We start from the raw sequence: 13,235 nt of genomic DNA on the forward strand, positions 1-13,235 counted from the left end.
TGCTTCATGGCAAGTCGAGCCGGTATCCGGAACCGCGCAGCGTGCGGATTAGCCGGTGCTCCTTGTCGCCAAGCTTGTCTCTAAGCGAACGGATATACACCTCGACAATGTTCTCTTCTCCGCCGAAGTTATAGCCCCATACTTTGTCCAAAATAAGCGATTTGCTTAGAACGACGCCATTGTTCATGACAATAAACTTAAGCAGCTCGTATTCCGTAGGAGATAGCTCAAGCACATGATCATTATAAATAAGTTCCTTACGGCGGTCATCGATGCGGAACGGGCCATATGTTACTTCGCTTAGCAAATTCGGGAATTGATTACGCAGTCTTGCCCCGATTCGGGCTAGCAACTCGCTGAAGCTGAACGGCTTCACCAAATAATCGTCGGCGCCGAGCGTTAGCCCCTTCACGCGATCCTCTACTTCATCCTTGGCCGTAAGCATAATAACGGCTACTTGATTGCCTGAACGTTTGATCGCGTCGCATACTTCGAAGCCGTTCATGCCCGGCATCATGACGTCCAAGACAACGATATGGGGCTGATGCTCCCGATAGCGCTCCAACGCGCTTTCACCATCCGGCGCCGTATAGATCTCGAACCCCTCGTTCATGAGTCCAAGCTCTAGAAACTCCAAAATATGCGGTTCGTCATCGACGAGCAAAATCCTGATTCCTTTCTTATTCGCAGCAGGCATCGATCAATACCCCTTTCCAAGGACCTAAGATCATTATCGAATATGTGGACGATTGTTGCATCTTTTTCGTTGTTCTTTCAGCAAACTTTAAGGTGTGTGAGTACGGCCGGCTATAAGCGCGATCAGTTTGGATGGTTATGCGCGAATTGCGCAGGTGTGCTTCCGGTCGTTTTTTTGAACAATTTATGAAAATAGGATACGTCGTTATAGCCCAAATAAGCCGCGACCTCGCTCACGTTAAGCAATGACTCGTTCAGCATGTAGATCGCCGTGCGGATGCGTACCGAATGGACGTATTCACTGATGGTTTGGCCCGTCATTTTGCTGAACAGGGTGGCGGCGTAGTTAGGCGTTACACGGATGCAGGCGCCCAGCTGCTCCTTCGTTATTTTCTCGCGATAGTGTTCGGCGATGTAAGTCTTCATTCGCTCGACATTAGCCTTGGCGCCCAAGGAGGAGGCGCTTTGCTCCAGCTCTCTGCTCCAAAGGGCAAGCAGCTCTGTTACTTTCGCTTGACCTCTAATCGCGGCATAGGGMAGCTCCTCTATCCACTCGGTATAAGTTACTTTAAGCAGATCAAGGATGAGCTCGTAATAACCTACTTTGGATTTCAGCCGCTGTCTGCCAGCTAGTATTGGAAGCTTTGCTTCTTCATCAGCCAGCGTGTTGAATCGAACGACATATTTTTCATGGAAGACGGTTGGGATTGTTTTGCCGTAATAACGGATGCCCGCGGGCAGCAGAAGCATTTCGCCCTTCTCGACGATGACCTTCTCATCTTCGATCCAGTACACAACTTTGCCATAAGTAACGAGCACGATGGAGAACGAGGACTCCACGCCGTTATAATCCTCATACCAGTCCATGCCTTGGTCGCGACGTACGGTCTGTAGCTCAAGCATCGGCACGCTAACCTTCTTTCGGATACAATACTATATTACATGTAGTGTACTATAGTTTATTTCAATGGGATACCTATCCTTTTATAATTAAATAAAAAACTACGTGAACTTGAAAGGATAGACAGATGAGAAAAACAAAAATTGTATGCACAATGGGACCAGCCTGCCAATCCGGCGAAGTCATGCAACAAATGATCAAAGCGGGAATGAACGTTGCCCGGCTCAATATGGCACACGGCGAGCTTGAAGATCACAGTGAACGGATTAGAACGATTCGCGCAGCAGCGGAAGCTACGGGCAGCGTCGTTTCCATCATGATGGATATTAAAGGACCTGAGGTTCGCATCGGCAAGCTGCAAGGCGACTCGTACGAGCTTGTCAAAGGCAATAAGCTGACGCTGACAACAGAAGAGATTCTCGGCACAGCCGAGCGCATCTCGGTTAATTACTCGGAACTGCCTTTGGTCGTAAGCATTGGCGGCAAAATCCTTCTCGATGACGGTTTGATCGAACTCGAGATCGAATCGGTGGAAGGGACCGAAATCGTCTGCACGATCATCAACGGCGGCATCATTAAGCCGAGAAAAGGCGTTAACCTTCCAGGCGTACGCACTACGCTTCCAGGCGTTACGGAACGCGACATTATACACATTAACTTCGGGATCGAGCAAGGCGTCGATATGATCGCCGCTTCGTTCGTTCGCAAAGCAGAAGATATATATGAGATCAAGCAAATTCTAGAAGAATCGGGAGCGAGCCACATTCAAGTGCTTTCGAAAATCGAGAATGAAGAGGGCGTCATCAATCTTGACGCGATTATCGAAGCTTCGGACGGTATCATGGTTGCCCGCGGCGACCTCGGCGTAGAAATTCCGGTCGAAGACGTGCCGCTTATCCAGCGCGAAATGATCGAGAAGAGCAATCGTGCGGGCAAGCCGGTTATCGTAGCGACGCAAATGCTTGATTCGATGCAAGTGAACCCGCGCCCTACGCGCGCGGAAGTAAGCGACGTTGCAAGTGCCGTATTGCAAGGCACGGACGCGATTATGCTGTCGGGCGAGACGGCTGCCGGCAAATATCCGATTGAGTCGGTGCTGAAGATGGCATCCATTGCCGAACGCGCTGAGAGCATTTTCGATTACTCGAGCCATTTCCAAAAGCAAGCGGAACGCCAAGCAACTTCGATTACCGAAGTGATCTCGCAAGCGGCTGTCAGCTCCTCACGCGAGCTGGGCGCGAAAGCGATCATTGCTCCTACAGAGAGCGGCTTTACGGCGCGCATGGTATCGAAGTACCGTCCTGAAGCGCCGATTATGGCGATTGCTACGGATGAGAAGACGCTGCATAAGCTTTCGCTCGTATGGGGCGTTATTCCGGTGAAGGGCAATCGCCCGGCATCTACGGATGAGTTGTTCCAATCTTCGCTTGAGAAGGGACGCCAAGGCGGATTGCTTGAATCGGGAGATTTTGCGGTCATTGCAGCAGGCGTACCGATCGGCAAGACCGGTGCTACTAACTTGATCAAAATCGTACAAGCGGACTAATTATATAAGTTTGAGGGAGAACGGGAGGGCGGATGCCTTCTCGTTTTTTTTTATTTGGCAGCACATAGATAGGCATTATCTGTCGCTTAACGAATCTAGACACGCTTATTTATTAATTCCAGAGGTAATTTGGTATGTAACGAATCGTAGTATCGTTATCTCATCGCGATTTCGGTGGGATTCATGAATTTGAGGGAAATAAGAATGTCTGGGTTCCTTATCGACGTTAATAGGGGTGAAAAACGGACATTAAGATGTCTGAGATTCGTTGCTTGGATCGTATTTTTTATTTTGAAAATAGTTATCGATCCATGCAAGCATTTTGAATTATTGGGGATAGTAATTGAGGGATCACGAGAAATAATTTCACAAAAAGGAAGGTGTCTAGTTGGATGCAACATCATGAGGAAGCGGCCCGTCCGCGCAAAAAGGGTACATTTGGCCGGAACATAGGCAAGTTTTTGGGGGCAGCGCTTCTTGGGGTTACCTTGACGTTCAGTATGCCGCATACGGGTCTCGCGGTTGGCAAAAACGCCAAAGGGCCGGAAGTATACGTCATCCAAGGGATGCTGAAGTCATTGGGGAGCTACAGCGGCAAAATTAATGGATACTATAACGCAGACACGGTTCGCGGCGTTAAGTATTTTCAGAAGAAGCATGGACTGCCTGTAACTGGTGCGGTTGACGCGAAGACGCTCAACTCCATTACTTACTCTTATACGACATTGAAGTCGCCTAGCAAATCGAAGAGCAAATCGCAAAGCAAAGCGAAGTCGATCGGAAACGGCAGCGGCGCAGGTAACGGTGCTGGTGGCGGCGCAGGCGGCGGAGCTGGTGGCGGCGCAGGCGGCGGAGCTGGTGGCGGCGCAGGCGGCGGAGCTGGTGGCGGCGCAGGTGGTGGCGCAGGCGGCGGAGCTGGAGGCGGCGCAGGCGGCGGAGCTGGTGGTGGCGCAGGCGGCGGAGCTGGTGGTGGCGCAGGCGGCGGAGCTGGAGGCGGCGCAGGCGGCGGAGCTGGAGGCGGCGCAGGCGGCGGAGCTGGTGGTGGCGCAGGCGGCGGAGCTGATGGTGGCGCAGGCGGCGGCGCAGGCGGCGGAGCTGGAGGCGGTGCAGGCGGCGGAGCTGGAGGCGGTACAGGCGGCGGAGCTGGTGGTGGCGCAGGCGGCGGAGCTGGAGGCGGTGCAGGCGGCGGAGCTGGTGGCGGCAAAGGCGGTGTAGGCGGCGGTGGCAGTCAAGGCATCGAGAACAACCGTCCTGCCCCTGGCGGCGAGAACAGACCAATGCCAAACGGGCGTCCTGAGAACAACCGTCCACATGGCGGAACTGGCAATGGCGGAGGCAATGGCACTGGATCCGGCGCGGGTCAAGGCAGCCAAGGCGGCAATGGCAACAACATTGCGCCGAACCGAGTGCAAGAGAACGCTCCTGCTCCAGGCGCGAGATAATCGTTATTAGAACAGTGGCTGTTCCGCCGAATGAAAGTTCGCGCGGGACGGCCTTTATTTATGTCCGAATGTTGGCTCACATCCGCGACCAATGGCAATGACTTCCGTAAAGTATTACAATGAAATTATTTCAAACTAACTTCTGGAGTGAAGCTTGCATGAAATCGGAAGCTCAGGTGAGAAAGTTGAGCGTCAGCAAATGGGCGGGCACGCTGCTTATTGGCGCTTTTGTCGGCATGCTGGCCGCTTTTCCTTTTCAACATACGTTTGTTGGCGGTATCGTCTTCGCGATTTGCAGCGCGGCGGCGATCGGCGGCTTGGCGGACTGGTTCGCGGTTACTGCGCTATTCGGGCAGCCTCTTCGCGTGAAGTGGCCGACGTGGATGGGAACGAACATTATTTCAAGGAATCGGGAGCGGCTCATTAATGAGCTCGTCGGTATGGTGCAGACCGAGCTGTTGTCCATTCCGAACATTCGAGCGAGACTCGATGAGCATAATATCGGCGCCGTATTGCTGAATTACTTGACGGAGCATAACGGCGAGAAGGCTGTTAACGACATCCTCCAAAGGCTGGCGGGCGACGTCATGTCCAAAGCCGATCTGAAGGATTTAGCGAGCGTCGTTCAGAACTATCTACTCGATCATGCCGATGCCATTCAGGTGTCGGAGATTATAGCAGACGTAGGGGAATGGACGCTTCGTAATCGTTATGACGACCGAATCGTGGAATTTCTTGCGGCGGAGCTGATCAAGCTGGTTAAATCCCATTCGTTCCGTATGATTGCCGAGCGATTGATTGATTCCGCCTTACAATCGTATGAGAACGGCTTGTCTCGCCGCAAGTGGGTGAATTCGGCTGCAGGTCTGAGCGCGCCAGCCATAAGTGCTAAGCTGCAAAGCTGGTTGACAGGGTATTTGCAGGAAATGTCGGATGCTCATAATCCGCATCGGATCCAACTGAAAGAGATGATTGAGCAATATGTTGTCCGTCTGCGTACAGATGATCAGCTTCGGGCGCGTATTGAAGCGAGCAAGATGAAGCTTGTGAATAACTTGAAGGGTCATATCCATGTGGATGCCTATATCTCGGAAAATCTCGAGTCGTTCAGGCAGGCCGCAGCTTCTGGCGCTTCTGGAGAGAGCGGAGCTTTCCCATGGATTACGAGCAAGGTGCGGCTAGCTGTCGATCAAATGGAGAATAAGCCGGAGCTGCTTGATCGGATCGATGGCACGATTAAAACGTGGCTCTACGCCTTCATCGAACAGAAACATGATTATATCGGCAAGCTCGTTCAGGATAAGCTCAGCACCTATTCGGAAGAAGAGCTCATTAAGCAGGTCAAGCAGCATGCAGGACGGGATTTGCAATATATCCGAATTAACGGTACGTTAGTTGGCGCTTTTATAGGAGCGGTTCTCTATTTATTGACTTATATCGTTGAATGGATCACATCATCACTTGGGGGGTAGGATACAATGACTATGAGGAAGTGGGCAAATGGCAGTCTCGTTGTGCTGTCCGTGCTGTTCATTGGAGCGTTATGCTGCGTCGTTGCTTATCCTGAAGCATGGTGGGCTCGCATGCTGTTATATACGTTCGAAGCAGGTCTCGTTGGGGCGCTGGCTGATCTGTTCGCGGTAACCGTTCTGTTCCGGCATCCATTCGGCATTAAGAAATTTCCGCATACGGCGATCATACCAAGGAACCGTGATAAGCTGGTTGACAGCGTCGTCACCATGGTGGAAGAGCAATTGCTGAGCAAAGAATCGCTTAAGGCAAAGGTAAAGCAGTTCCATATCGTCGAGGCATTGGTCGGCTGGGTGGACAGGAGGCCTGACGGTTTCGTATCGAAACAAGGCTGGGCTATTATTGCTACGCTATTGTCCAAGATTGATCTGGAAGGCGTATCGGTTATGCTCGATGAGCAGGCGCGCAAAGGACTGCGTCAGGCGAACGTATCTCCTTATGCCGGTACGGCGCTGAAGTGGGTGCTTGCGAAAGGCGACTTCCAAAGCTGGATTGGCGGAATCATTGATTTCGCGGCCCAGCGGATCGCCGTAGAGGAGACGAAGCAAGTCATCCGAGATATGATGATGAAGGAAAAGGATAAGTTCGAAAATACGGGCGGCACCGTGTCCAAATGGTTCAAGCGAATGGCTGTAATCGTCGCCGAATCGACCGACTCGCTAAATATTGACGATGCTGCCGAAGCGATGTACCGTGACATGCTCGCTTTCATCGAGCAGCTTCGTAATCCCGAGCATGAGCTGCGCGTTCTCGTATCTGATATGGTGCACAAGCTTGCTGATGACCTTCAGCACAGCCATGAGCTGTCCGGTACGGTGAACAATTGGAAGAACGATGTGCTGGATAAAATATCGCTGCTCCCATCCATTCAGTCATTGCTTGGTTCGTTCAAGCAAATGCTGACGGATGAAGGAGAATTGAAATACATTGTGACGGAGAAACGATCTGTTAATCACGAAGATATTAAGCAATGGGTAGGCGAGTTCATCCAAAGTTATTGGGACTGGTTCAAGAGCAGCCAATCGTCGAAGGACTGGTTGGAAGGATATGTTCAACAGTTCATAGGAAAGCTGATCGAGACGCAACATGCCTTAGTCGGCATTATTGTAAGAAGAACGCTGGAGGATTACACCGAGGAGAAGCTCGTGGTGTTCATCGAGAGCAAGGTCGACACCGACCTCCAGCGTATTCGGCTGAACGGCGCGCTCATCGGCTCTTTAGTTGGCGCAGGACTATTCATTTTCCTGCATGGCATATACCGTCCGATTCTGGATTGGTTGGCTTAAGAAGCTATGTGTTGGAGCTGCCCAAACCTATGCCCTTTTTTTACGAAAAAGCATGGGAGCAAATCATTCTGAATCAATTGTCCAAGCCGCCAGCCGCGATTTTCATAGAATACTATATTCTAGCGAAAGGTTGTGGTCGGCAATGACCGTCTTTTACAAATTTACTACCGGTCCTGTTGAAAACGTGATAGAAGGAGGTCCGATAGGCATCTCCAATCAGGTTTACGTCAAGGCGCTTAACAACTGCAAAACGAATAACGCAAAAGTGCGCATCAAAGTGTACAGCTTGAATACCGGTCATAAAAAGCTGGTGGACTCCAAATCGTTCACGTTAACGCCATGGCAATCGGACTTTGAGAGGTTTATCACAAACTCGTATGTTCAATACGAAATTGAAGTTTCAGTGAGCAGCGCTGACGTGCTGGTAACCGTCTGGGGCAAGAACAGAGCCGGCCGACTTGTTGCGGCGCATAGGTTCACTCAGCAGGAGCTGACGATGAAGAAAATTCGAAGAAAGTAATGCAAGGGCTGTCCTTAAGGTCAAATACTGACCGGGGGCAGCCATTTTTTTTGAATTCTTTGAATTAACTTTGTACAAATCGACAAAAGTTACTATAATTATACATATTAATCTATTTGTTATTTGGGAGGGAAAGTAGTGAGGAAATTTCGTTTCAAAGGATTGAAAGTGATGTGTCTTGCTTTTCTGGCGGCACTGCTCTTCGTTACACCGGTTGCTCAAGCAGAAGGCATTAAGTTGAACTTGGATGGACAAGTCGTGAAGAGCGATGTGCAGTCGATTAATAAAAAAGGAACGATGATCGTGCCGATCCAGGACATCGCTACCGCAGTAGGTGCCACCTACGTATGGGATGCCGGAACAAAATCCTTGGTCGTCAAAAAAGGCAATACAATCGTAAAGTTCGTAGAAAATGCGGTTAAAGCAACTGTCGTATTCGGTTCGATAACGACGGAAACTACGCTTAGCCAGCCGTTACAAACAATCGACAAGCAGTTGATGGTTCCGCTTCGCTTCGTCGCGGAAATATTCGGAGCAACGGTCAAATGGAATGATACGTTGCAAGAGATTCAACTTTCGATGAACGTTGCGGCAGGAGGGATCGGCGAGACGGGAGCAGCAGGTGCGCAAGGTCCGCAAGGTCTACAAGGTCCAGCAGGCTCTAGAGGCCCAGCAGGAGAAGCAGGCTCGGCAGGTCCAGCAGGTCCAGCAGGTCCAGCAGGCCAAGCGGGTCCAACAGGCCCGGCGGGTCCAATAGGTCCAGCAGGCGCGACAGGTCCGCAAGGGGAACAAGGTGAGCAAGGGATTCAAGGACCGGCTGGTGCGGATGGAGTAAACTTTGCAGAAGAAGGATTTTCGGCTTTCCTAGATAAACAGTCTACTAGTTCCTCAACGCAATTAGTAGGTTGGTCTGCGAGCGATCCTTATTTCGAGGGCAATAACTTTGACGCGGCAACCGGCGTATATACGGTGCCTGCTACAGGGAAGTATTCTATCAAAGCGACTATCAATTATGCATTGTCTGCTGCTGCGACTATAAGTCTCGGACCAAACGATAATCCGACCTTTTCGGTAGATAATCTATCTACGGAGGCGTCGCTCATTACAGGATACTTGCCCATTCTCAATGTTAATGTGGCTTTGGTACTTACGTTAAGAACCGTTCTAGGTCAAAGCACCGTTACATTGGAGGGGGACGTCATCTTGAACGAGGGTGATCAGATCGCGTTGTCTTACAATAATGTTGGTCTGACCCTACCGATTAATATCGGTGGCAATGACTCCGCCGGCGTCGTATGGTCCGTTCATCAGCTATCCAACTAGCATCATACTCCATATTCAACAAAGCTCGTCTGGCTAATTAGCAGACGAGCTTTTTTTATGTTACGCATTAAGCCTAGACTGACGATACTCGGTCGGCGTAATCCCTTTGTATTCGCGGAAGAGCCGGCCGAATACGTTGTACGAGCTGAAGCCGACCTCGAGCGCGATATCGAGAATGCTCATATCAGTCGCGCTGAGCAAGCCGCAGGCGTGGCGAATTCTTATTTTGTGAAGCAGATGAAGGAAGTTGATGCCGGCATGCTTCTTGATTTCTACGCTAAGCCTCGTTGGAGGGATGCGGAACAACTCCGCTAAGCCGGAGAGCGAGAGATCATCGCGGTAGTGATAGTGGATATATTCGATAACCGGCCAGATCGAGCCGTTGCCGGCGAGGTAAGCACGCTCCTGCGATTCCGTACTTTGCTTCGACACCCGAATCCGCTGAAACATCATTAATATTTCGTGGAGCCTCAAGGAGAGCAGCTCGTTACGGAAAGGATGGCTTTGATTGTATTCGTTATACAAATTCAGAAGCAGCTTTTCGAACTGGATTAACTCGTCATTGTCCAAATGGATGAAGGGCTGTTGATTTTCGGTGAGCAGCGATTGCAGGTAAGATGAGCCGGATTTGACCGTGGATACGAGCAGCTCCATCGCGAACATGCAGTTGAACAGGCGGATCGGCGTCTGGGAATATGTCACGATGTCATGAACCTGATAAGGAAGCAAGAAGGTGAACGTTCCCCGCCTCATAGGATGTCTAATTCCGTTAATTGTCTCATGTCCTTCCCCTTCGATAACGAGCGAGCACTCCAGGAAGTCGTGCCGATGGGCAGGGAAGGAATGGCGCACCTCATTGATAGATACATAGAAGGGAAAGTCCGCCGCAATCATTTCGTAATCGGATAAGTCTTTGTTCATCGGAAAAATCGTCAAAACGAACCCTCCCAAAAAATACATGAAAAACTAGTGTGTTGACAATAATTTTTGCACCATTCACGGACAAATTATACCATAAACTGTGTTTGTAAGCGCTACATATTTTGCAGAATTGCAAGGAGGATTTTACATGTCACTACCGCCAATCGGCTTGATCGGCGACCTGGCCTCAAGCCCGGTCATGCTGCGTCACCCGAACAATCCCATTCTTACGAGAGAGGATGTTCCTTACAATCCCGCGCTCGTATTCAACGCTGGCGTAACTAAGTTCCAAGGCCAATACGTGATGGTGTTCCGCAATGATTACGGTCAACCGGACAGGCAGACGCTTTCCCACTTTGGAACGACGAACCTCGGCCTCGCGTTCAGCCGCGACGGAATCGAATGGGAAGTAAGACCTGATCCGATCTTCGATCTAAGGGATGAAGAGGTCATTCGTACTTACGATCCGAGGTTAACGGTCATCGACGGACGCTGTTACATGTGCTTTGCCGTCGATACGCTGCATGGCATTCGCGGCGGAATCGCGGTAACCGATGATTTCGAGCATTTCGAGGTACTGAGCATGAGCGCTCCAGATAATCGGAATATGGTGCTGTTCCCTGAGCAAATAGGCGGTCGTTATGTGCGCTTGGAGAGACCGTTCACGATCTACAGCCGTGAGGGCAAGGAACGGTTCGACATTTGGATATCCGATTCGGCGGATTTGAAAGACTGGGGCAATTCGGAGCTGCTGCTGCCCGTCGAACGCGTACCGTTCGCCAATGCGAAGCTGGGACCGGCTGCTCCGCCGATCAAGACGAAGAAGGGCTGGCTAACGACGTTCCATGCGGTCGATATCGATCCGTCCCGCGGCAAGAACGGCTGGGAAGATACATGGAAGAAACGGTATTCGGCGGGGCTTATGCTGCTCGATCTTGAGAATCCGAAGCGGATCATCGGCTTATATGAAGAACCACTGCTGGCCCCCGACGCTTCCTATGAGAAGGACGGCGGATTCCGCAACCATGTTGTATTCCCGGGGGGCATGATCCTCGAAGATTCAGGCGAGGTGAAGATCTACTACGGAGCAGGCGACACCTACGAATGCTTGGCTAGCGCGCATGTGGACGATCTGCTCAGCCTGGTCCTGAAATAGTCATTTCGCTTAAAGGATGGAGGTGTGCACCATGTTTGCGACAAGCATGAAAAAATCATTTCGTTATTTGAACAAGAAAAAATATTTGTACCTTCTGTTGCTCCCCGGCATTGTCTATTTTCTAGTATTCAATTACGTGCCGATGTACGGAGTCATCATCGCCTTCAAAGATTTCAACTTCGCCAAGGGCATCTGGAACAGTCCGTGGATCGGCTTCGAGAACTTCCGCTACATGTTCGGTCTGAGCGACTTTTACACCGTATTCTGGAACTCGCTGTATTTAAGCTTCTTGAAGCTCGTCATCGGCTTCCCGTTTCCGATTATCCTCGCGCTCTTCTTGAATGAAATGCGTAACCGTACCTATCAGAAAATAACACAGACGATTATTTATCTTCCGCATTTCATCTCATGGGTCATTATCGGCGGTATCCTGATCAACTTCCTGTCCCCTTCCTGGGGTGTGTTGAACCTGTTCCTGAAGCAGCTTGGCATTGAGCCGATCTTCTTCCTCGCCGACAACGATTATTTCCGGCCTCTCGTCGTGCTAAGCAGCATATGGAAGGATTCCGGCTGGGAGAGCATCATTTACTTGGCGGCAATCGCCTCCATCAATTCGGAATTATACGAGGCTGCAAGCATCGACGGCGCAAGCCGCCTGCAAAGACTATGGTACGTGACCATTCCGAGCATCAAGTCGACGATTGTTATTTTGCTAATCTTGCGACTTGGCCACATCATGAACAACGGCTTCGAGCAAATATTCGTGCTTCAGAATCCGATGAATCTCGGTGTCTCCGAAGTGTTCGAAACGTACGCCTACCGGGTAGGCATACTCGGCGGACGATTCTCCTTCGGCGCTACGGTAGGGTTGTTCACCTCCGTGATCGGTCTCATCTTCCTGCTGGCAAGCAATCGGATTGCGAAGCTGATGAAGGAAGACGGGATATGGTGATGCGGACACGTCTTGCCAGCGGCATATCGACAGGAGGTCGTTTCTTATGAGTATCAGATCCAGAGGGGATAAGCTGTTCGACATTATCAACTATGCGTGCCTAACGCTGTTCGCGCTTGCTTGCCTCTTTCCGTTCTTTTATGTGGCTGCTTTCTCGGTTACGCCTTACAACGAATATTTGGCGAATCCGCTTAAGCTGATCCCTAACAAACTGGAGTTCAGCGCGTATACGCAAATTTTCAAGATGGATCAGCTTTGGACCGGCTATCGCAACACGATCATCATTACTGTGCTTGGCGTGTGCATCAACATTTTCCTCATGATCATCACGGCGTACCCGCTTTCGAAGCGGGATTTGAAGGGCAGAAGCGTGGCGCTCGTTCTTATTACTTTCACGATGTTTTTCAACGGCGGGCTTATTCCTAACTTCTACTTAATCAAGTCGCTTGATCTGTACAACACGTTATGGAGTCTGGTATTGCCGAATGCGCTCGGAGCTTACAACCTGTTGCTGATGAAAAACTTTATCGGCAGCATTCCGCCGAGCCTCGAAGAATCGGCGTCGATCGACGGTGCCAATGAGCTGAAGATTCTATTCCGGATTATCGTGCCATTGTCGAAGCCGGCGATTGCGACATTCGTTATTTTCCACGCGGTAACGCAATGGAATACGTTCTTCAACGCGATCATCTACACGTCCAAAAGAGACCTGTGGCCGCTCATGCTCATCGTCAGGGATATGGTCGTCGACAGCGGCGGGGTAGCCAAGGACTTGATGGATACAGGGACGTCCGGCGTAACCGAGTTCACGATCAAGATGGCGATCATTATTTTCTCCACGCTGCCGATTATCATGGTCTATCCGTTCATGCAGAAGTACTTCATGAAGGGTATTCTAGTAGGCTCTATCAAAGGTTAAGGAAATAGATTAGCCGTTTCTATCGGTTAAATCTGCGGTTAGC

12 protein-coding genes are annotated in these 13,235 nt (G+C 50.6%); 9 read left to right on the forward strand and 3 right to left on the reverse strand.

Annotated features, from left to right (window positions below):
* Positions 1 to 4: 4 nt before the first annotated feature.
* Both AC1DF0_RS23165 and AC1DF0_RS23170 read right to left on the reverse strand, forming a co-directional pair.
* A complete protein-coding gene (locus tag AC1DF0_RS23165) occupies positions 5 to 697 on the reverse strand; it encodes a response regulator transcription factor (RefSeq protein WP_442052035.1) in 693 nt (230 codons plus the stop codon).
* Between the two features lie 122 nt (positions 698 to 819).
* Positions 820 to 1,599, reverse strand: coding sequence for a helix-turn-helix domain-containing protein (locus tag AC1DF0_RS23170; protein ID WP_477575442.1), 780 nt, complete (start codon positions 1,597 to 1,599; stop codon positions 820 to 822).
* 125 nt (positions 1,600 to 1,724) lie between these two features.
* On the opposite strand from AC1DF0_RS23170, the gene pyk reads away from it, so the two are divergent.
* The 6 genes from pyk (at position 1,725) to AC1DF0_RS23200 (ending at position 9,244) form a co-directional block, all read left to right on the forward strand.
* Positions 1,725 to 3,143 carry a pyruvate kinase gene (gene pyk / locus AC1DF0_RS23175; protein ID WP_337099390.1) on the forward strand — a complete coding sequence of 473 codons (1,419 nt, stop codon included), beginning with the start codon at positions 1,725 to 1,727 and terminating at the stop codon, positions 3,141 to 3,143.
* A gap of 392 nt (positions 3,144 to 3,535) precedes the next feature.
* Positions 3,536 to 4,585: a peptidoglycan-binding domain-containing protein gene (locus AC1DF0_RS23180; RefSeq protein ID WP_477575443.1), complete on the forward strand. Its 1,050-nt coding sequence runs from the start codon at positions 3,536 to 3,538 to the stop codon at positions 4,583 to 4,585.
* A 158-nt stretch (positions 4,586 to 4,743) separates the two neighbouring features.
* The gene (locus AC1DF0_RS23185) at positions 4,744 to 6,057 is read left to right on the forward strand and encodes a DUF445 domain-containing protein (protein WP_442053070.1); all 1,314 of its coding nucleotides are present in this window, start codon (positions 4,744 to 4,746) and stop codon (positions 6,055 to 6,057) included.
* Between the two features lie 6 nt (positions 6,058 to 6,063).
* Positions 6,064 to 7,401, forward strand: coding sequence for a DUF445 domain-containing protein (locus tag AC1DF0_RS23190; protein ID WP_442053071.1), 1,338 nt, complete (start codon positions 6,064 to 6,066; stop codon positions 7,399 to 7,401).
* A 142-nt stretch (positions 7,402 to 7,543) separates the two neighbouring features.
* The gene (locus AC1DF0_RS23195) at positions 7,544 to 7,921 is read left to right on the forward strand and encodes a hypothetical protein (protein ID WP_477575444.1); all 378 of its coding nucleotides are present in this window, start codon (positions 7,544 to 7,546) and stop codon (positions 7,919 to 7,921) included.
* Between the two features lie 138 nt (positions 7,922 to 8,059).
* Entirely contained in the window at positions 8,060 to 9,244 is a 1,185-nt protein-coding gene (locus tag AC1DF0_RS23200) for a copper amine oxidase N-terminal domain-containing protein (protein ID WP_442053073.1), read from the forward strand.
* A gap of 60 nt (positions 9,245 to 9,304) precedes the next feature.
* Here the strand turns inward: AC1DF0_RS23200 and AC1DF0_RS23205 are convergent, their stop codons facing one another.
* Positions 9,305 to 10,180 carry a helix-turn-helix domain-containing protein gene (locus AC1DF0_RS23205; protein WP_442053074.1) on the reverse strand — a complete coding sequence of 292 codons (876 nt, stop codon included), beginning with the start codon at positions 10,178 to 10,180 and terminating at the stop codon, positions 9,305 to 9,307.
* Between the two features lie 133 nt (positions 10,181 to 10,313).
* Between AC1DF0_RS23205 and AC1DF0_RS23210 the strand changes: the two genes are divergently transcribed.
* Genes AC1DF0_RS23210 through AC1DF0_RS23220 form a run of 3 tightly spaced genes read left to right on the forward strand, consistent with a single transcriptional unit; the run spans position 10,314 to position 13,192 of the window.
* Positions 10,314 to 11,321, forward strand: coding sequence for a glycoside hydrolase family 130 protein (locus AC1DF0_RS23210; protein WP_442053075.1), 1,008 nt, complete (start codon positions 10,314 to 10,316; stop codon positions 11,319 to 11,321).
* A gap of 31 nt (positions 11,322 to 11,352) precedes the next feature.
* Positions 11,353 to 12,273: an ABC transporter permease gene (locus tag AC1DF0_RS23215; RefSeq protein ID WP_442053076.1), complete on the forward strand. Its 921-nt coding sequence runs from the start codon at positions 11,353 to 11,355 to the stop codon at positions 12,271 to 12,273.
* A gap of 46 nt (positions 12,274 to 12,319) precedes the next feature.
* Positions 12,320 to 13,192 carry a carbohydrate ABC transporter permease gene (locus AC1DF0_RS23220; RefSeq protein WP_477575445.1) on the forward strand — a complete coding sequence of 291 codons (873 nt, stop codon included), beginning with the start codon at positions 12,320 to 12,322 and terminating at the stop codon, positions 13,190 to 13,192.
* The last annotated feature ends 43 nt before the right edge of the window (positions 13,193 to 13,235 follow it).

It is taken from the genome of Paenibacillus sp. 05T425 (assembly GCF_056396205.1).

Excerpts from the sequence above, each read along its gene's own strand:
- AC1DF0_RS23220 (WP_477575445.1), top strand. The coding sequence starts at position 12,320 with ATGAGTATCAGATCCAGAGGGGATAAGCTGTTCGACATTATCAACTAT.
- AC1DF0_RS23215 (WP_442053076.1), top strand. The coding sequence starts at position 11,353 with ATGTTTGCGACAAGCATGAAAAAATCATTTCGTTATTTGAACAAGAAA.
- AC1DF0_RS23210 (WP_442053075.1), top strand. The coding sequence starts at position 10,314 with ATGTCACTACCGCCAATCGGCTTGATCGGCGACCTGGCCTCAAGCCCG.
- AC1DF0_RS23185 (WP_442053070.1), top strand. The coding sequence starts at position 4,744 with ATGAAATCGGAAGCTCAGGTGAGAAAGTTGAGCGTCAGCAAATGGGCG.
- AC1DF0_RS23180 (WP_477575443.1), top strand. The coding sequence starts at position 3,536 with ATGCAACATCATGAGGAAGCGGCCCGTCCGCGCAAAAAGGGTACATTT.
- AC1DF0_RS23190 (WP_442053071.1), top strand. The coding sequence starts at position 6,064 with ATGACTATGAGGAAGTGGGCAAATGGCAGTCTCGTTGTGCTGTCCGTG.
- pyk (WP_337099390.1), top strand. The coding sequence starts at position 1,725 with ATGAGAAAAACAAAAATTGTATGCACAATGGGACCAGCCTGCCAATCC.
- AC1DF0_RS23165 (WP_442052035.1), bottom strand. The coding sequence starts at position 697 with ATGCCTGCTGCGAATAAGAAAGGAATCAGGATTTTGCTCGTCGATGAC.
- AC1DF0_RS23195 (WP_477575444.1), top strand. The coding sequence starts at position 7,544 with ATGACCGTCTTTTACAAATTTACTACCGGTCCTGTTGAAAACGTGATA.